Below are 18,323 nucleotides of genomic sequence, written 5' to 3'. Positions count from 1 at the left end.
ACACAAGACAGCAAGTAAGTGTCGATCTGATGAAAAAAGAAGATCTGCAGGAAATAATGGCGATTGAACGCGCGTCATTTCCAGCGCCTTGGACGGAAGGCATGTTTCTCGATGAAATCAGAACAAAGCATGCTCAGTGTCTGATTATTAAAATTGAGATGGAAGGGAAGACATTTATTGCCGGTTATATTATTTTCTGGTTGGTGGCCGACGAAGTTCATTTGCATAACCTGGCGGTCAGAAATGAATTCCGCAGATCCGGGCTTGCCTGCAATATGATAAATTTAATGAAAGATATTGCGGCGCAGGTGGGGATTACGCGGCATACCCTGGAAGTTCGCGAATCGAACCACGAGGCAATAAATCTTTACCGTAAATGCGGTTTTGTAGTAAAAGGAAAACGTCCTCATTATTACACCGACACCCATGAAGATGCCTTGATTATGTGGGCCGGAAGAGAACAGGAAAAAAATAATGGCTAAAGATATTTATATCGGAGAAGTATCCGCGAATGAGGAGATCCAGATCGATTGCTTTCTGATGAAGGTGAAACTGCCTTTGAGTTTTACTGAACCTCTGCCCGGGCAGTTTGTGATGATCCGCATTGCAGGCTTGCATGACCCCTTTCTGTCACGGCCCATCAGCATTTATGCATTTTCACGCGGCAAATCGCATTGCACCCTTGACCTGCTCTATCGGGTGGTCGGCAAGGGAACGCAAATATTGGCGGGCTTGATTAAAGGGTCGCAGGTCGAGATTTCCGGTCCGTTGGGCGGAAGCTATTCGGTGGAAAAAAGTAAGAAAAAAATGGTTTTGATTGCCGGAGGCATCGGTGTTGCGCCCTTGTCGCTGCTTGCTCAATATCTTTGCAGGACAGCCTGTCATGATGCGGACGCCATGACGTTTTATCTGGGCGCGCAGACAGCGAATGCTGTTGTCGGTCTCGACCATCTTCGCAAATATTGTTACAAGATCATCGTCTGTACGGATGACGGAACACTGGGTGAAAAATCACTGGTGACAAAAGCGTTTCAAAAAGACATTAAAAAATATGAACCTGCCCGGACGGCGGTTTATGCCTGCGGACCCCGGCCGATGCTCCGGTCTTTATCAGCAATCCTGGACGATAAATATTTCTGCCAGGTATCGCTGGAAGAACGCATGGCCTGCGGGGTGGGCGCCTGTGTGGGCTGTGCCGTGGCTGTTAAAGATGACCAGGGCCGGAAGGCATACAAGCGGGTGTGTGCGGACGGACCGGTTTTTGATCTTCAGAAAGTGATTTGGGAATAAACGTGGGAACAAAAAAAATAAAATTCGATGCGACAATGGCGATGGAAATTGCCGGATTGAAGCTGAAAAATCCGGTCATGACGGCATCCGGAACATTTGGCTACGGTGAAGAATATGCGGATTATGTGGACTTAAACCGGTTGGGCGGCATTGTGGTAAAAGGGCTGTCGCTCAATCCGCGTCTGGGCAATCCGCCGCCGCGGATCATTGAAACATCAGGCGGTATGCTGAATGCCGTGGGTTTGCAGAATATCGGCGTCGATGTGTTTATCGATGAGAAACTTCCCTTTTTACGCCGGTACGACGTCGCTGTCATTGCCAATATCTATGGTGAAAGTTATTCAGAATATGCGCAGGTCGCCCGAAAGCTGAGCAGGGTTCAGGGTGTTCACGCCCTGGAAGTCAATGTTTCCTGTCCGAATGTTAAAAAAGGAGGCTTGAGTTTCGGTTCCGATCCGAAAGCGGCGGCTGAAGTGACCCGCCGCGTGAAGGCTGAAACGGATTTGCCGGTGATCGTTAAACTCACGCCCAACGTCGCGGACATCACGGCTATTGCGCAGGCGGTCGAAGAAGCCGGGGCGGATGCGGTGTCCCTGATCAATACGCTTACCGGCATGTCCATTGATTTGAAAACGAGAACCCCGCATCTGAAAAATATTACCGGAGGCCTGTCCGGTCCGGCCATTAAACCGGTCGCGCTGAGGATGGTCTGGCAGGTGGCTCAAAAAGTATCTGTGCCGATTATCGGTATCGGTGGTATTGTGACGGCTGAGGATGCCCTGGAATTTATGATAGCGGGAGCCAAAGCAGTGCAAATCGGCACGGCCAATTTCATTAATCCCTGCGCGACAGTAGAAATCATTGACGGCATCGGGCATTACCTGCGTGACCGTAAAATAAAAAGCATAAAAGATATTGTTGGAACATTGCGCACATAAAACATGAGGATGAAAACTGCAGAGATTATCAAAGGCGTTTATCTGATCGGCGGCCCCGATGTAACTGCGGCCGAAGATGCGGCAGTATACCTGATCGATTTTGCAGGATCGCTTACGATGATTGATTCCGGCGCGGGCAGGAGTTCTTCACAGATTGTCCGCAATATTGAGATGCTTGGTTTGAGTCCTGTTTCAGTATCGCATGTAATCCTGACACACTGCCATATTGATCATATCGGCTCCGCGCCTTACTTCCGGGAAAAATACGGCGCCAAAATCGTCATTCATGAATTGGATGCAAGGGCGCTGGAGACAGGCGATTCGATTCGAACCGCGGCCAACTGGTACGGGACGACTTTTCCACCCACAATAGTTGATCAGAAGTTAACGGGTGCGCGTGAAATATTGAAATTCGGCGATGAGGAATTACACTGTCTGCACACACCCGGCCACACGCCGGGTTCAATTTCCATTTATCTGGACAGGGCAGGCAAGAGAATTTTATTCGGCCAGGATATTCACGGACCGTTCAACAAAGCATTTGGCTCGGATATCGAAGCGTGGAAAAAGTCGATGCAGATGCTTCTTGACCTGGACGCCGACATCCTGTGCGAAGGCCACTTCGGCATTTATCAGCCAAAAAATAAAGTGCTGGATTATATTGAGCGATATCTTGAGGAGTACGACTGAGATTCTCCCTCCTTTTACTTGTGCCCTTCAGGGTATAAAGGAGAGTTGGGGAGGATTTTATTAATAGTTGAATGTCAAAAAATCCCCCTTTGTCCCCCTTTAAAAAAGGGGGATTTTTTTAAATGAGTGCCAGACTATCCGCTACTGCCATGCCGGACAGTGTCGGGCAGATAGAACCGTTTTTCAATTCCAGCAGGTTGTTCTTAATCAACGCTTCGATGATCTGTCTTTTTTCGACCAGCAAGTCAGAACCAAAGCAGGTTTTATAGTTCGCAAGATTAATCCCGTCTTTCGTGCGCATAGCCAGAAATATTGATTCAAATGCCAGTTGTTCAAGGGTGAGATTTTCTGATTTATCTATGGATTTCTTTCCTTCAGAAATATTCTTAAGGTAGGATTTGACAACCGCCTTGTTCCACCAGCGTTTACGATCCATAAAGGAATGGGCGGCAGGCCCCAGACCCAGATAAGGCGCATGCCGCCAGTATTTCATGTTGTGTCTGGATTTAAAAAAATCGGTGCGGGCAAAGTTGGATACTTCGTAATGAATGTAACCTGCATCGGTCAGTATCTGTGACGTTGTCATAAAGAAATCCAGTGATTGGTTTTCAGAAGGCAGTTGTAAGCCGTCTTGCTTGTATAGTTTGGCCAGCGGTGTTTTCTTACCGAGTGAGAGCTGATAGCAGGAAAGATGTTCCGGTATGAAGGAAAGCGCTTTTTTCAGTGTTTGCTTCCACGTATCAATATCCTGGCCTGATACGCCATAGATTAAATCCATGCCGATATTGTTAAATCCAGCCTTGCGGGCTGCATTTATTGCGGCCACGGCAACGTTTGCCGTATGTCGGCGTCCAAGAAATTTCAAAAGGTGATCGTCAAAGGATTGGATGCCGATATTCAGACGATTAATTCCCAACTGGCGCAGCGTTTGAAAATATTCAAATGACACATCGCCGGGATTGACTTCCATCGTGATTTCAGTCTGCCGGTCAATATCAAAATTGTGGTGGACGGCTTTGAGGATGTCGTCAATTTGCTGAACGGAAAGCAGGGAAGGTGTGCCGCCGCCGATATAGATGGTGTCAAAAGATGAAAAGATATTGTCATACAAAGCCATCTCATTTATGACGGCTTCTACAAATTCAGGAATAAGATGCGTCAAAGCGGTCGAGTAAAAACTGCAATACCCGCACTTGCTGAGGCAAAAGGGAACATGAATATAGAGCCCGCCATGATCATTATTCATAAACATCATTCGCAACAAAATTACTTTTTAATGTTCAAAAAATATTCTGTTTCATATTCAAGATGATAGCAAGGCGGCAAGGAGGAGGCGACGCAGGCGTACTTGTTTGTACGTCGAGGAGCCAGACGACGCAGCCAACGCCGCTAGCTCTTGAAGAGGAAATAGCATACCTAGTCGTTGTCTGACTTCAAAACTGCCAGAAACGCGCTCTGCGGAATGCTGACCGAGCCGATCATCTTCATGCGCTTCTTGCCGGCTTTTTGCTTTTCAAGGAGTTTTCTTTTGCGGGTAATGTCGCCGCCGTAGCATTTGGCCGTAACGTCTTTGCGGAAAGCGCTGATGGTGCTGCGGGCGATGATTTCTCCGCCGATGGCGCCCTGAATGGCAATTTTATACATCTGCCGGGGTATTTCGTCCTTGAGGCGGTCGCAGGCCAGAAGGGCGCGGGCGCGGGCGCGGTCACGGTGAACAATCTGTGAAAGCGCGTCAACCTTTTCGCCGTTAACCAGAATGTCCAGCAGCACCAGATTGCTTTCCCGGTAATCGATGATGTCGTAATCAAATGATCCATAACCCTGCGTTACGGACTTGAAACGGTCATAGAAATCAAAAATAACTTCCCCCAGGGGCATCTCATAGGATAGTTCGACGCGTCCCGGACCGGTGTAAGTCATATTGGAGTTCACACCGCGTTTATCCATACACAGTTTCATAACCGTGCCCAGATAACGCTCGGGAAGCATCATGGCGGCTCGGATATAAGGCTCTTCGCCTTTGGCGATTTCCGAAGGATCGGGATAGTGGGTGGGATTATCCACGTAAATTATCCTGTTGTCTTTGAGTGTGAAACGGTAACGCACACTGGGGACGGAGAGAATGATGGAGAGATCAAATTCTCTTTCCAGTCTTTCCTGCACGATATCCAGATGGAGCAGGCCTAAAAAGCCGCAGCGGAAACCTTGTCCCAGCGCGGCGGATGAATCTTTTTCATAAATGAATGACGCGTCGTTGAGCTTGTACTTTTCCAGCGAATCGGCCAGATCCTGATAATCGTCGGACGCGATGGGGTAAATCGAGGCGAAGACGACGGGCTTTACTTCTTTAAAGCCGGGCAGGGGATGCAAGCATGGTTTATCCTGCAGAGTGATGGTGTCGCCGGTGCGCACATCCGCAACGGTTTTAACGCCGGCGATGATATAGCCAACATCGCCCGCGGAAAGTTTTTCTCGTTTGGTGCGCGTCAGCAGAAAATGGCCCACTTCTTCCACCTTATACGTGGTGCCGTTGTACATGAATTTGATGATATCGCCGGCTTTAACGCTTCCTTCAAAAACGCGGCAATGAATGATGGTGCCCCGGAATGAATCATACTTGGCATCAAAAATCAAAGCAGCCAGGGGATTCGCGGCGTCGCCTTTGGGTGGTGGAATGCGCTCGACAATGGCTTCCAGAATTTCTTCGATTCCAATGCCTTCTTTCGCGGAGCATTTGATATGGGTGTCCGGATCCAGTCCCAGTTCCGAGTCTATTTCTTCCAGAACCCGGTCAATATCGGCGGACGGTAGATCAATTTTATTGATGATCGGAATGATGGCCAGGTTGTGTTCCATCGCCAGATAAAGATTGGCCAGGGTTTGCGCCTGCACGCCCTGGGCGGCATCGATCAGCAGGAGAACGCCTTCGCAGGATGCCAGTGATCGGGAGACTTCATATGAAAAGTCCACATGTCCCGGCGTGTCGATCAGGTTTAAAATATATTCTTTCCCATCCTTGGCGCGATAGGGCAGGGAGATGGCGTTACTTTTGATAGTGATGCCGCGTTCCCGCTCGATGTCCATATTGTCCAGCATCTGGTCCTGAAAATTTCTTTCATTACAGACGCCGGTAAACTGGATCAAACGGTCGGCCAGCGTGGACTTGCCGTGATCGATATGGGCGATGATACTGAAGTTTCTAATGTTTTCCATAGGGTGTTAAAAAAAGCCCTCCGATGGTTCGGCGGGCTTTGATTATTATTCTTTCCTGTTCAACTAGATCAGTTTCTTCATGAGATCTTCGGAAACTTCTTTAACGCCGGCGCGTCCGTCAACGATAATGACTTTGGTTCTTTCCTTGAAATAGTTTACGCCGGCCAGTGTGCCGGTTTTCGTGTCGTAGTAAATGCCATGACGTTTATCAATGGCCGAGGTATCCTGATCATCGGCGCGGGCGGATAATTCTTCGCAACCGCAGACGCGACAGACGGTCTTTCCATCATGGGAATGGGGCTTGATGGCGTCGATGTAAATATTGTTGGGATGGTTGTTGTCCATTTTACACAACCTGCGCCCCATGATGCGCTGTTTAGCCGTTTCACGATCCAGATCGATTTCAATGACGAAATCAAGTTTAATGTTTTCTTTCTGCAGGGCCGCCCAGAGAGCTTCAGCCTGAACCAGGTTACGGGGGAAGCCGTCCAGAAGCCAGCCGTTTTTGCAGTCATCTTCTTTGAGGCGGTTCAGAATCATGGGAATGGTAATATCATCCGGGACGAGTTCGCCGCGGTCAATAAATGCTTTTGCTTTTTCTCCCAGCGGGGTTTTTTTCGAAATATTCTGACGGAAAATAACACCGGTTTCAATATGGGGAACTCCATATTTCTTCTGTACAATAGCGCCTTGAGTGCCTTTACCGCTGCCGTTGGGGCCAAATATTAAAATGTTCACTTGTTCAAACTCCTTTCGTAAAAAATATTAAAGTAGATGCCTTATAATGTATTGTCCCTTTTTTCGCAACGATAAAGATGGACTGTCAGTTTCCGATTAAAAACACGATTTTAAAGGGAATTTATTCAGAATCGTTCTACTGGCGGCCTGGTTTCTTGTCCGGGTTTTTAGGTTTGGTGTTCAATTCATTGATAGCGTCACGAATGGCAATTGCTCTTTGTGTTCCTTCAGGATAATATTCAAGCGCCTTGCGAAAATGAAAGAGGGCGCTTTCTTTCTTTTTCTCTTTTTTGAAATATAGACCAAAAAAATAATGCGCGTCACCCTGTTGATTCAGCCTGCCGTAAGACATGGCGATGTGGTAGTTAATGTCGATGTCATCGAATGTCCTGTCCTGCAGTTTCAGAAAATAGTTGAGTGCGTTTTGAAAGTCACCCGTGGCAAAGTAAGCTTTACCCAGAGCAAGCGAAACCTGCTCGTTTTCGGGATGGATCTTCGCTGCTCTCAGCAGATATGTGCGGGCTTGGCCGGCATTGCCCGTTTTCAGGTATATCAGGCCGATGCTCGTTAAAATATCTCCATCCTGCGGTGAAAGCTTCAATCCTTTGTTCAGATATTCCAGGGCGGCGCTGGTGTGACCGAGCTGATCTTCCGTCAGAGCCAGAGAGTAAAGCAGATCAACGTTGCGTGAATCTTTTTGTAAAGACGTCATAAGTTGTCTGCGGTGTTTATTGAGTTCATCCATGTCCTGGGCAATTAAAGCCTGCATCCGCACAAAATTACCGACAATATTTCCGGCGCCGCTGCGCCGGCGATATTCGGTTTGAAGCAGGCTGTCCAGGTAAAAAATACGATCATCGGTTCCCGGATGCGTCCGCAGGTAGGACGGTATGTTTCTGGAATAGAATTCATACTGCTTGATCAATTTGAGAAATTCAACCATGGCTGCCGGATTGTAACCGGCGTTCACCAGGCTTTCAATTCCCAGCCGGTCTGCTTCTTCTTCATGTTCCCGTTGATATTTGAGGGTCATTGAACTGGCGCCCGCTACGGAAAAAGCGGCAATGGCGGCTGTTGCGTCTCCGCCGCCGCCGAGGAAGGCGCCGGCGATGATTCCGGCTAGCATGGCAATATTAAGCTTTTGTGATTTTTCAATAATGCTGGCAACATGCCGGGAGTTAGCATGAGCGATTTCGTGCGCCATGACACCGGCCAGTTGCGCTTCGTTTTCCATGGCGGTGATTAATCCTTTATTGACATAAATATAACCGCCGGGTGTGGCAAACGCGTTGATACCTGAGCTGTTGAAGATGGAGAAAGTAAAGTCAAAAGAAGCCTTCTTGCTTTGAGCCAGAAGCCGGTTGCCGATTGCTGTAATGTAGGCATTCAGCTTTTTATCATGGAGTAAAAAATTATTTTTTTCGAGTTTATCATAAATTTCCTTGCCCAGCTTTTTTTCGTCGTCAATCGTAAAAGCGGCAAAGGCGTTTTGTGTCCCGAAAAATGCCAGGAACAAAATCAAGGCGAAAGAAAAATATTGCTTTTGAATTATTTTGCACATAATTGATAAAAATCCATTCATTGTGATGGTTCATATACCTGCTTTGATATGATTAGGCAAGTTTTCCTTGCGGAGGGATGTTAAACAACATGAAAGGATCGGGGACGAAAATATGGGGAAAGTCATCACAATTGACGGACCTGCCGGCGCGGGAAAAAGCACGGTAAGCAAGGCTGTTGCCGCCAAACTGAGATACCTGTATCTGGACACGGGCGCGCTTTATCGCGCATTGGCCTATAAAGCGCTGAAAAACAAGATGGACGTGAATGATCCCGACGAGCTGTCTAAATTGTGTTCTTCAACTCAGGTGGCATTGAAGAATCTGGAGGGCAAAATAACGGTATTGGTTGATGGCGAGGATGTCGGCGACAAAATCCGCACGGAAGAGGTTGGATTGGCCGCTTCCATCATATCCGCTTTCCCGGTTGTTAGAGAGAAATTACTTTCTTTGCAAAGGGAAGCTGGTGCCCGGGGAGGCATTGTGGCGGAAGGAAGGGATATGGGATCCGTTGTATTTCCTGATGCGGAGTTCAAGTTTTTTCTGGACGCGAAGATTGAGGAGAGAATCAGAAGGCGCCATGAAGAACTCGTTCAAAAGAACGATAAGGCGGACCGGGATGCCATATCCAGGGATATGCAGGCCAGAGATCATCAGGATTCGCAAAGGAAAATTGCACCCTTAACCGCATTGCCGGGTTCCATTATCATTGATTCGACACACTTGGATGTCGCACAGGTTGTTGAAATGATTCTTAAGCGCGTATCAGCCGGAAATGATTAAATGTAAAAATGAGCGGAAAGCAATGTGTGCCTGATTTATCTTGCTATTTGATTTTCAGTATGTTAGGCAAACAAGATTAAAAAATGTCTCATAAAAATAGGGGGTATCAGGTTAATGGTTAACAATAACAACACAAACTTAACAAATGAAAAGGAGGTTAAGACCGACTCTTCAATTCACAGCACACACAACCAGTCCAAAGAAGAAGATATGGGCTTTAAGGAACTCTATGAGCAGAGTCTTAATCAATTGCAATACGGTGATATTGCACGTGGAAAAGTCGTTCAGGTAACGGCGGATATTGTCATGGTGGATGTGGGTTGGAAGACGGAAGGTTTTATTCCGATTAAAGAACTCAAAGACGCCCAAGGGAATGTGAATATTTCCGTGGGGGATGATATAGAAGTTTTTATTGATAAAAGAGATTCAGAAGGCAACCTGGTCTTATCTCGTGAAAAAGCGGCCAAACTCAAAGTTTGGGACGAGATCAAAGAGGTCAGTGACAACAATCTGACGATTAAAGGAACTGTTGTCGAAAAAGTAAAGGGCGGCCTTTCCGTGGACATTGGCATTATAGCCTTTCTGCCCGGGTCGCAAATTGATACACGTCCGATAAAGGATTTAGACCAGTTTATCGGTCAGACAATTGATTTTCATGTCTTAAAGTATGACCGCAAACGCAATAATGTCGTTTTATCAAGAAGATCGATTGTTGCTTTAGAACGAGAAAGCGAAAAGAAAGATACGCTTAACAATATCACGGAAGGCGGTATTGTTGACGGCATTATCAAGAACATTACAGATTATGGAATATTTATCGATCTGGGCGGCATCGACGGATTGCTTCATGTGACGGATATTTCCTGGGGGAGAATAGCGAAGCCTGCGGACATCTTCCACAAGGGAGAAAAAATTTCGGTTAAGGTTCTTTCATTTGACCGTGAAAAAGAAAGAGTCTCTCTGGGATTGAAGCAGCTTCATGAAAATCCGTGGGAGCATATTTCGGAAAAATATCCGGTTGGCGCCCTGGTTCAGGGCAAAGTGGTCAACCTGACGGATTACGGCGTATTTATTGAATTGGAACCGGGTGTAGAGGGTCTGGTTCATATATCCGAGATGTACTGGACACGGGAAATTAAACACCCGTCCAAAGTATTGAATGTTGGCGACACGGTGAACGTGGTGGTGCTGGAAGTCAATCCGGAAGCGAAGCGCGTGTCCCTGAGTCTGAAACAGACGACAGCCAATCCCTGGGAAAAGCTGAAAGAGAAATATCCGGTCGGCACGGTTGTGAAGGGCCTTGTGCGCAACATTACAAACTTTGGTGTGTTTGTCGGTATAGAGGACGGCATCGATGGTCTTGTTCATGTATCGGATATTTCATGGAAACATCGGGTTACCCATCCGTCCGAATATTTCAAAAAAGGACAGGAAGTCGAAGCGGTTGTTTTAAATATTGACGTTGATAATGAGAAATTTTCTCTGGGTATTAAGCAAATTGAAAAGAACCCTTGGGAGGAATTGCCGCAGAAATACGCGCCCGGCAGTGTGGTGACCGGCAAAATCACAAACTTTACCGATTTTGGAATCTTTGTGGAAATTGAAGAAGGTATTGAAGGTCTGGTTCATATTTCCGAAATAAGCCAGAAACGGGTCAAATCGTCAGCCGAACTGTATTCCGTTGGCGATACCGTGTCTGCTGTGGTTAAAAGCATCGATGTTAAAACAAAGAAAATCCGGTTGAGTATTAAGGAGATGGAAGCACCGGCACCAGCGGCGGCGGCAACGACGACGGCTTCAAGCCAATATATTAATAATCGCGAAAATATCGGCTCGAATCTCGCACAGGCGCTGGCCGATGTGAAGATCGGTGGCCAGTCCAAGGAATAAAACATGAGAAAACATCCCGTAATTCTGGGATTGGTTATACTGATCGCACTGGGCGCTGTTCTATATGTGTTCTTTTATAGAGCAGGCGCCCGATCCGGTAGTGTCACCACGCAAAGCTTTTCTTTAAAAGACAGGATCGGTGTTGTGACTGTTGAAGGCGTGATCACCGACTCTCTTGAAATTACGGAAATTATAGATGAATTCGGGAAAGACAGCTCCATTGTGGCCGTAGTTCTGCGCATTGATTCACCCGGTGGTGGTGTTGCCGCGTCACAGGAAATTTATGATGCCGTAGTGGAACTCAAGAAAAAGAAAAAAGTGGTAGTATCAATGGGGTCTGTTGCTGCCTCAGGTGGTTTGCTGATTGCCTGTGCAGGTGATAAAATCGTGGCCAATCCGGGAACCATTACCGGGAGCATATCGGCGATTATGCAATTTGCCAATGTGGAGGAGCTTTTAAAAAAGGTCGGTGTGAAATCATCCGTTGTCAAAAGCGGACAGTACAAGGACATTGGTTCTCCTACGCGTGAGATGACGCCTGAAGAACGAATTATTATTCAGGAACTGGTTAATGACATTTACAATCAATTTATAGATGTTATTGTCCGGGATCGTAAAATGACTCGCGAGCAGGTTATGGCGATAGGGGACGGACGCGTTTTTACGGGAAGAAAGGCTAAAGAATACGGTTTGGTTGATCAGCTGGGCGATATGGCAGCCGCAGCAAAGCTGGCCAGCGTTCTGGCCGGTAAAAACGGAAAATACGATTTGGTTTATCCTAGAAAAAAGCACCCTTCCGTTTTTGATTATATGTTCGAAAGCGCGGCCAATCAGCTCAGCCGATCCGTAAAAGAGAAAGCTGAGAAATGGGGAGGGGTCAGTTATTTGTACCACCCCTGATATTCGCCGAAAAAGCCGCTATGACGAAAAATGAATTAATCAAAAGAACTCAGGTAAAGTTTAAAAGTTATTCGCAAAAGGATATTGCTTTAGCGGTGGAAGCAATTTTGAGTTCCATGACCGGCGCCTTGAAGAAAAATGAAAGAATCGAAATAAGAGGATTCGGCACGTTTACCATGCGTGAAAGGAAATCCAGAATCGGCCGCAATCCCAAGTCAGGGGCCGAGGTCACTCTTGGCGATAGAAGGATTCCTTTTTTTAAAACAGCTAAGGATCTCCGGTTGAAGGTAGATAATAAAAGATGACTTATAAAAACATCATTGTTGATAAGAAGAAAGCTTACGCTATCATCCGATTCAATCGTGCTCATGAAATGAATGCTCTGTCTCAGGAAATGAGACTGGAATTTAATGAAGCGCTTCTGGACGTTGAAGCGGACCAGCAGATGAAAGCTTTGATCATTACCGGTGGAGAATATGTTTTTTCAGCCGGTATGGACATCAAAGAAATGTCGTCTCTGTCGAATGTGGAAATTGACGACTATTTTGAATCGATGAAAAGATATCTGAAGAAAATTTATTCATATCCCAAACCGGTTATTGCCGCAGTCGGTGGCATAGCTCTGGGCGGCGGATTCAATATCGTGACGGTTTGTGATCTGATTGTTGCATCGGAAAGTGCTATCTTCTGCCATCCGGAATTGAAGTTCGGATTAAGTCCTCTTTTTTATCCATTAAGCCAGATTGTGGGGGTGCCCAAAGCAAAAGAAATCGTGATGCTGGGCGAACCCATGGGAGCCAATGAAGCGGAGAGAATCGGTCTGGTCAATAAAGTGGCGCCCCCTGAAAAGTTTATGCAGGTCGCAGAGAAAATGGCGGAGACATTATCCGAAAGATCAGTCAAAGCCATTGAGGAACTGAAGAATATTTGTTCTGTTGTGCCCAGAATGGATAAGATTGCCGCTCTGGATATGGAACTTTCCATTGGCGGGATGTTGTTTGCCCGTGATGAACGCAAAATTCACATGAATGAAGTGCTGTTTCTGGAAAAGTTGCGGAAGAAAAAACAAAAATAAACCCCACTTCTTCTACCCTGATGACCTGAAGGTCACACGAGGGTACGCGATTAAAATGTATCTTCTAATGAGAAGTGGGGAAAAGTTTACAGATTATCCCAGTCATTGCCCGGTGCGGCAAAATCCTTAAGTTGATCCCGTCTTTTCTTATGCTGAAGCTTTTTCAGAGCTTTTGCTTCGATTTGACGAATTCGTTCCCGGGTCACCCCCATCATATCGCCGACTTCTTCGAGAGTAAAAGGTCCGTAATTACAGGCAACCCAGGTGCAGTTTAAGAAAGCTTCGTTTTTAAGACGCCATTCGCAGGTGGTATCCGTGCAGATTTCCGCTATTAAATTTCCCTTTTTCTTACAGATATAAATATTAATCATTAAAATGATCCCTTCGCAAATGTTAAATCGGATAGAACTTATGGTGACTTGAATCGTTTGTCAACAATTATGATATAAAAAATTCCCCATCAGGCATCATGGGTGCGGTAAACTCGAATACAATGCTAAATTGTCAATTATAAAAAAAGAAAATCAAAAAAATATTTTTTCCGGCGGTCGTCTTTCCGGAACATACCGGTGAGGAATCTTATCATCATTCCAGTCCCGGTTAACATATAAGTTGCAATAACAACTTCCGTATTCTTTCACATCTTCAGGCCGGTAAACGCATGGACACATGATGTCACGGTCTTTTTCACGGTCACCCGAGGCCAGGCGGCAGGGGCAGGATGTGTAACCATAACGTTCCTTGTTGACGAGCAGATCCCGGAGGATGGAAAGTACCCAATCCCTGTCTTTGTTAAAGAAATAACCCTTGGGCTCCTGGGCTTTTTTTAACAGATCATATAGTTCGGAAGGCGTCATTAAATTCCCAACGCCTCCTTGATGTCATGCTCTTTAAAACCGATAATAATTTTGTTGCCGATGATGATGGTAGGAAAAGAACGTTGCGGGTTATACTGTACAACCTCATTCAGCACGGCTTCTCTGTCCGCGCCCTTGAGCAAGTCGACATCCGTTGCATCAAACGTAACGTTGTTTTCATTCAGAAATTTTTTTGCCGCTTTGCAATGGCTGCATGTGCTTAAAGTATATATTTTAACTTTCGTTGACATTGGATAGCCTCCTGAAATTTTATGATTTATATATGTCTTTTGGCTGCGATGTCAAGCTGATAGTCATGAATTTGTAGGCAAAGATTTATTGACAAGAACACTCAATTCATATATCAACAAAACCTCACTTAAGGAAAGATAAAATACTGTATGAAACATAATAGTATTATCGCTTACGAAGGTTTCCCCTTTATCATCCTTTCCCTCGTCTTCACTGTCTTTGCAGCTTTTTTCGGTATCCTGTGGCTGACGCTTTCCTTAGCCGCAATTACGGTTTTCATCATCTGTTTTTTCCGCAATCCGGAGAGGTATTATCAGGAAGAGGATAAACTAGTGATCTGCCCGGCCGATGGTAAAGTTATCAGAATAGAAGAAGTTGACGTTCAGGGCACTATCACCGGCCGGTTTAAGAAAATCAGTATTTTCATGAATGTCTTTAATGTCCATGTGAATCGTGCCCCCTATGACGGGGTGATAGAAAAGATTTATTACCACAAGGGCAAATTCCTGTCGGCCAATCTGGATAAGGCCTCGGCGGAAAATGAACGAAATGAAGTAATGATTCGCACAAAAGACGACCGTGCCATTTGGACGGTGCAGATTGCCGGACTCATCGCCCGGAGAATTGTCTGCTGGACCCGTGAAGGAGAAAATATTAAAAAAGGCGAACGGTTCGGTTTGATTCGCTTCGGCTCCCGCGTTGAAGTATTTTTGCCTACGGATTCCCGAATTGTTGTAAATCTGAATGACAAAGTCCGGGCGGGACAAACACCCTTAGGATACCTTTCATGAATAAAGAACGGCACATCAGAAATATGCGCATTAAAAAAGGAATCTATGTTCTGCCGAACCTTTTTACAACGGCAAGTTTGTTTATGGGATTTTATTCCATCATTGCGTCTGTTCAGGAAAAGTTTTTTCTGGCGGCCATTGCCATCATCATATCGCTGATCTTCGACGGATTGGACGGGCGAATCGCCCGAATGACCAACACAACCAGCAAATTCGGCGCGGAATATGATTCGCTGGCTGATCTGATTGCTTTCGGCGTTGCGCCGGCCCTGTTGGCCTATACCTGGGCTATGTCATTTGACGGTAAACCGGGCTGGATGGCCGGATTTCTTTTCGTGGCATGCGGCGCCTTGCGGCTGGCCCGCTTTAATATTCAGATCGGTCTGATCGACAGTAAATATTTCAATGGGCTTCCCATTCCCGCAGCCGCCTGCGTCATTGCCACAACCGTGATATTTTTTGATCACATTGGTTTTGAAGGGACCCTTCGTGATCCTTTCAAGATGATTATGATTCTGGTTGTGATTTTAGCCCTCTTGATGGTCAGCAACATCAAATATTACAGCTTTAAAAACATGAATTTCCGTTCGCGGATGCCCTTTAAGATATTGCTTGTTGCCATAGGCATTTTTTTAGTTTTTTATTATAAACCGGAAATTATGGCTTTCGTTATTATGGTCGGGTATGCTCTGTCCGGTCCTGTCTGGTGGGTTTTAAAATTTATTCAGAAAATGCGTCAGAAAGACCTGACGAGCGATGAGCCTAAACAGGAATCTTAGCCAGAGTGATGTTCTGATTCCAGAGTGATATTATGAGAATTTCCGGAGGTGAAGCAAAAGGAAGGGCGCTGAAATTTCCTCCCCGTTCAACGCAAAGACCCACTACTGATTTTTTAAGGGAAGCTCTTTTTAATCTATTGGGATCACCAGCGGACCAGTTCTTTCTGGATTTATTTGCCGGATCCGGGTCCGTGGGGTTGGAGGCCGCCAGTCGTCAAGCAAAAGAAGTTACCTTTGTTGAAAAAAGCAAGGATCTTGTCGGAGTTGTTCATGAAAACGTTTCACTATGCGGTTATTCGGGAAAATGTCTGGTCATCCATGCCGACATTCAATCGGCCCTGCGTGATCTTTATGGAAAAAAATGCAGATTTGATGTGATATTTGCCGATCCTCCCTATAACCAGGGCTTTATCGGAAAAACACTTGGTGCGTTGAACGAATATCCTGTTCTACAAGAAGAAGGCATCATTGTTTTTCAACATTCAGTCCGGGAACAAATAAAAGCGCTTCCGGACAGATGGTCTGTGGCGGACCAGAGAAAATATGGGGACAATTTATTAACTTTTCTTAGGGTGGAAAGTTCATGACGCAAGAAAAATTTGACAGCAAAGTTGCGATTTACCCGGGTTCGTTTGATCCGATAACCAACGGCCATGTGGATATTATTAAAAGAGGCAACAGAATCTTCGATGAAATCATCGTTCTTGTTGCATATAACCCGAGAAAATCATCCCTGTTTTCAGTAGAAGAGCGGTGTCAGTTCATCCGGGAAATATTTCAAAATTATGAGGGGATTCGAGTGGATTCTCATGACGGACTGCTCATTGATTATCTCAAAAACTCCGGGGCGAGTACGATACTGCGGGGCATGCGCGCTCTTTCCGATTTTGAATATGAATTTCAAATGGCGCTGATGAACCGCCGCCAGACAAAAAATATCGAGACGGTCTTTCTCATGAGCGGATTCAGGTGGTTTTACACCAGCTCCAACCTTATCAAGGAGGTGGCCAGTCTGGGAGGATCGGTCAAGGGTCTCGTTCCCGAAAATGTGCATCAAAAATTAATGGAAAAATATAATATTAACAATAACAGGAAGTAGCCGGAAGGAAGGGAAAAATGGGAGGTCTTTTTGGAGTAGTAGCACAAGATAGTTGTGTTCAGGCGCTCTTTTACGGAACGGATTATCATTCTCATCTGGGAACAGAAAACGGCGGCATGGCTGTTTTTGGCGACAAAGGTTTTTATAACACGATTCACGGCATATCGCAGGCGCAGTTTAAATCGCGATTTGTTGATGATTATAAAAAGATGGACGGATACTACGGCATCGGAGCCATTGATGATGAATCGCCGCAACCCCTGATCTTCCGTTCCAAGTTCGGTATTTATGCCGTGGTTGCCACAGGCCTCATCACCAATAAAAGCGAGCTGGTCAGCGAATTGCTCAATGAAGGAGCCTCCTTTACGGAAATGGCGGGGGGTGGCATCAATAACGCGGAGGTTGTCGCTTCCCTGATCAACCGGGGGGATAATATTGTAGAAGGAATCGCCTCCATGCGGGGAATTATTGAGGGGTCTATTTGTGTTCTGGTCCTGACACCGGAGGGCATTTATGCCGCCCGGGATAAGGTTGGACGCTTTCCCCTGGCGCTGGGTCAGAGCAAGGACAAAAGCCGGAAATCCTATGTTGTGGCCACTGAAGCAAGCTCCTTTGAAAATCTTGGATATGAACTATTTCGTTTTCTGGGACCTGGAGAAATTGTGTTGCTTGCGCCTGACGGCATCAAACAGCTCAAACCGGAAGGTAAAGAAAAGAAAATCTGTTCGTTTTTGTGGATTTATACGGGGTCGCCTTCATCGACGTATGACGGCGTCAGTGTGGAGCGGACCCGGGAACGCTGCGGCGCATATTTAGCCAAGCGGGATAACGTTGAAGCGGATTTTGTCGCCGGTGTGCCCGATTCCGGAGTCGGTCACGCCATCGGTTACGCGATGGCATCCGGGATTCCGTATCGACGGCCCCTGGTGAAGTATACGCCCGGTTACGGAAGGAGTTATACTCCGCCCACTCAGGAAATTCGTGATCTGGTTGCCACTATGAAACTCGTTGCTGTAAGAGATGTGATTAACGGCAACCGGATGATTGTTTGCGACGACTCCATCGTTCGCGGAACGCAGTTAAAAAATTTGACGGTAAAAAAATTGTGGGATAACGGCGCCAAAGAAATTCATATCCGTCCCGCCTGTCCGCCTCTGATGTACCCCTGTATTTATGCGTCTTCGACCAGAACAACGGCTGAACTGGCTTGTCATAAAGCGATGCGTGCACTGGAAGGGAAAGTTATTGATGATCCGTCTGATTATCTTGACACGGCATCATCAAAGCACGCTAAAATGATTGAATGGATCAGACATAATTTAAATGTAACGTCTCTGAAATATATGACCATCGAAGACATGATTGATGCGATTGGTCTGCCTGCAGAGCAGCTTTGCCTGCATTGCTGGCTGGGGAAATAATCCGGAACAACCCTGCTGATTTTCAGTTCATAAGGCGGCAGTTGACGG

21 protein-coding genes are annotated in these 18,323 nt (G+C 46.2%); 14 read left to right on the top strand and 7 right to left on the bottom strand.

The features are described from left to right. Positions 1-29 precede the first annotated feature (29 nt). The 4 genes from rimI to CVU71_04015 are packed head-to-tail and all read left to right on the top strand — an operon-like array spanning position 30 to position 2,918. Positions 30-482, top strand: a complete 453-nt coding sequence (gene rimI, locus CVU71_04030) for a ribosomal-protein-alanine N-acetyltransferase (GenBank protein PKN21059.1) — start codon at positions 30-32, stop codon at positions 480-482. Beyond that, positions 475-1,290, top strand: a complete 816-nt coding sequence (locus CVU71_04025) for a dihydroorotate dehydrogenase electron transfer subunit (GenBank protein PKN20953.1) — start codon at positions 475-477, stop codon at positions 1,288-1,290. Before rimI ends, CVU71_04025 begins: the two co-directional genes overlap by 8 nt. Before the next feature lie 35 nt (positions 1,291-1,325). After that, entirely contained in the window at positions 1,326-2,228 is a 903-nt protein-coding gene (locus tag CVU71_04020) for a dihydroorotate dehydrogenase (protein PKN21058.1), read from the top strand. A 9-nt stretch (positions 2,229-2,237) separates the two neighbouring features. Further along, entirely contained in the window at positions 2,238-2,918 is a 681-nt protein-coding gene (locus tag CVU71_04015; GenBank protein PKN20952.1) for a Zn-dependent hydrolase, read from the top strand. 118 nt (positions 2,919-3,036) lie between these two features. On the opposite strand, the gene CVU71_04010 is transcribed toward CVU71_04015, so the two are convergent. The 4 genes from CVU71_04010 to CVU71_03995 form a co-directional block, all read right to left on the bottom strand. Next, positions 3,037-4,173 carry a coproporphyrinogen III oxidase gene (locus tag CVU71_04010; protein ID PKN20951.1) on the bottom strand — a complete coding sequence of 379 codons (1,137 nt, stop codon included), beginning with the start codon at positions 4,171-4,173 and terminating at the stop codon, positions 3,037-3,039. 161 nt (positions 4,174-4,334) lie between these two features. Next, positions 4,335-6,131 carry an elongation factor 4 gene (lepA, locus tag CVU71_04005; protein ID PKN20950.1) on the bottom strand — a complete coding sequence of 599 codons (1,797 nt, stop codon included), beginning with the start codon at positions 6,129-6,131 and terminating at the stop codon, positions 4,335-4,337. A gap of 63 nt (positions 6,132-6,194) precedes the next feature. Next, entirely contained in the window at positions 6,195-6,869 is a 675-nt protein-coding gene (locus CVU71_04000) for an adenylate kinase (GenBank protein PKN20949.1), read from the bottom strand. Between the two features lie 136 nt (positions 6,870-7,005). Then, positions 7,006-8,451, bottom strand: coding sequence for a hypothetical protein (locus CVU71_03995; GenBank protein PKN20948.1), 1,446 nt, complete (start codon positions 8,449-8,451; stop codon positions 7,006-7,008). Between the two features lie 91 nt (positions 8,452-8,542). Here CVU71_03995 and CVU71_03990 point away from each other — a divergent pair, with 91 nt between their 5' ends. The 5 genes from CVU71_03990 (at position 8,543) to CVU71_03970 (ending at position 13,076) form a co-directional block, all read left to right on the top strand. Next, a complete protein-coding gene (locus tag CVU71_03990; protein ID PKN20947.1) occupies positions 8,543-9,211 on the top strand; it encodes a cytidylate kinase in 669 nt (222 codons plus the stop codon). A 114-nt stretch (positions 9,212-9,325) separates the two neighbouring features. Next, positions 9,326-11,101, top strand: a complete 1,776-nt coding sequence (locus CVU71_03985; protein PKN20946.1) for a 30S ribosomal protein S1 — start codon at positions 9,326-9,328, stop codon at positions 11,099-11,101. A gap of 3 nt (positions 11,102-11,104) precedes the next feature. After that, entirely contained in the window at positions 11,105-12,001 is an 897-nt protein-coding gene (gene sppA, locus CVU71_03980; protein ID PKN20945.1) for a signal peptide peptidase SppA, read from the top strand. A gap of 20 nt (positions 12,002-12,021) precedes the next feature. Next, on the top strand, positions 12,022-12,306 hold the full coding sequence (locus CVU71_03975) for an integration host factor subunit beta (protein PKN21057.1): 285 nt from the start codon (positions 12,022-12,024) through the stop codon (positions 12,304-12,306). Then, the gene (locus tag CVU71_03970) at positions 12,303-13,076 is read left to right on the top strand and encodes a hypothetical protein (GenBank protein ID PKN20944.1); all 774 of its coding nucleotides are present in this window, start codon (positions 12,303-12,305) and stop codon (positions 13,074-13,076) included. The genes CVU71_03975 and CVU71_03970 overlap by 4 nt, the downstream gene beginning before the upstream one ends. An 86-nt stretch (positions 13,077-13,162) precedes the next feature. Here CVU71_03970 and CVU71_03965 read toward each other — a convergent pair whose 3' ends face one another. The 3 genes from CVU71_03965 to CVU71_03955 form a co-directional block, all read right to left on the bottom strand. Beyond that, positions 13,163-13,447, bottom strand: coding sequence for a hypothetical protein (locus CVU71_03965; protein PKN20943.1), 285 nt, complete (start codon positions 13,445-13,447; stop codon positions 13,163-13,165). A gap of 153 nt (positions 13,448-13,600) precedes the next feature. Next, positions 13,601-13,933 carry a ferredoxin:thioredoxin reductase gene (locus CVU71_03960; GenBank protein PKN20942.1) on the bottom strand — a complete coding sequence of 111 codons (333 nt, stop codon included), beginning with the start codon at positions 13,931-13,933 and terminating at the stop codon, positions 13,601-13,603. Further along, positions 13,933-14,184, bottom strand: a complete 252-nt coding sequence (locus CVU71_03955; GenBank protein ID PKN20941.1) for a glutaredoxin family protein — start codon at positions 14,182-14,184, stop codon at positions 13,933-13,935. The genes CVU71_03960 and CVU71_03955 overlap by 1 nt, the downstream gene beginning before the upstream one ends. 150 nt (positions 14,185-14,334) lie before the next feature. Between CVU71_03955 and CVU71_03950 the strand changes: the two genes are divergently transcribed. Genes CVU71_03950 through CVU71_03930 form a run of 5 tightly spaced genes read left to right on the top strand, consistent with a single transcriptional unit; the run spans position 14,335 to position 18,275 of the window. Next, complete coding sequence (locus CVU71_03950) at positions 14,335-14,976, top strand: phosphatidylserine decarboxylase family protein (protein ID PKN20940.1); 642 nt, start codon at positions 14,335-14,337, stop codon at positions 14,974-14,976. Beyond that, the gene (gene pssA / locus CVU71_03945; protein ID PKN20939.1) at positions 14,973-15,755 is read left to right on the top strand and encodes a CDP-diacylglycerol--serine O-phosphatidyltransferase; all 783 of its coding nucleotides are present in this window, start codon (positions 14,973-14,975) and stop codon (positions 15,753-15,755) included. Before CVU71_03950 ends, pssA begins: the two co-directional genes overlap by 4 nt. Positions 15,756-15,787: 32 nt before the next feature. Further along, positions 15,788-16,342 (top strand): 16S rRNA (guanine(966)-N(2))-methyltransferase RsmD, encoded by a 555-nt coding sequence (gene rsmD / locus CVU71_03940; GenBank protein PKN20938.1) that lies wholly within the window; start codon positions 15,788-15,790, stop codon positions 16,340-16,342. Next, entirely contained in the window at positions 16,339-16,854 is a 516-nt protein-coding gene (locus CVU71_03935; protein PKN20937.1) for a pantetheine-phosphate adenylyltransferase, read from the top strand. Before rsmD ends, CVU71_03935 begins: the two co-directional genes overlap by 4 nt. Before the next feature lie 17 nt (positions 16,855-16,871). Further along, a complete protein-coding gene (locus tag CVU71_03930) occupies positions 16,872-18,275 on the top strand; it encodes an amidophosphoribosyltransferase (GenBank protein PKN20936.1) in 1,404 nt (467 codons plus the stop codon). Positions 18,276-18,323 lie beyond the last annotated feature (48 nt).

Source organism: Deltaproteobacteria bacterium HGW-Deltaproteobacteria-6 (assembly GCA_002840435.1).
GTDB lineage: Bacteria > Desulfobacterota > Syntrophia > Syntrophales > Smithellaceae > UBA8904.
Note: the sequence above shows the minus strand (reverse complement) of the source record. Positions and strands in the feature narration are given on the sequence as shown.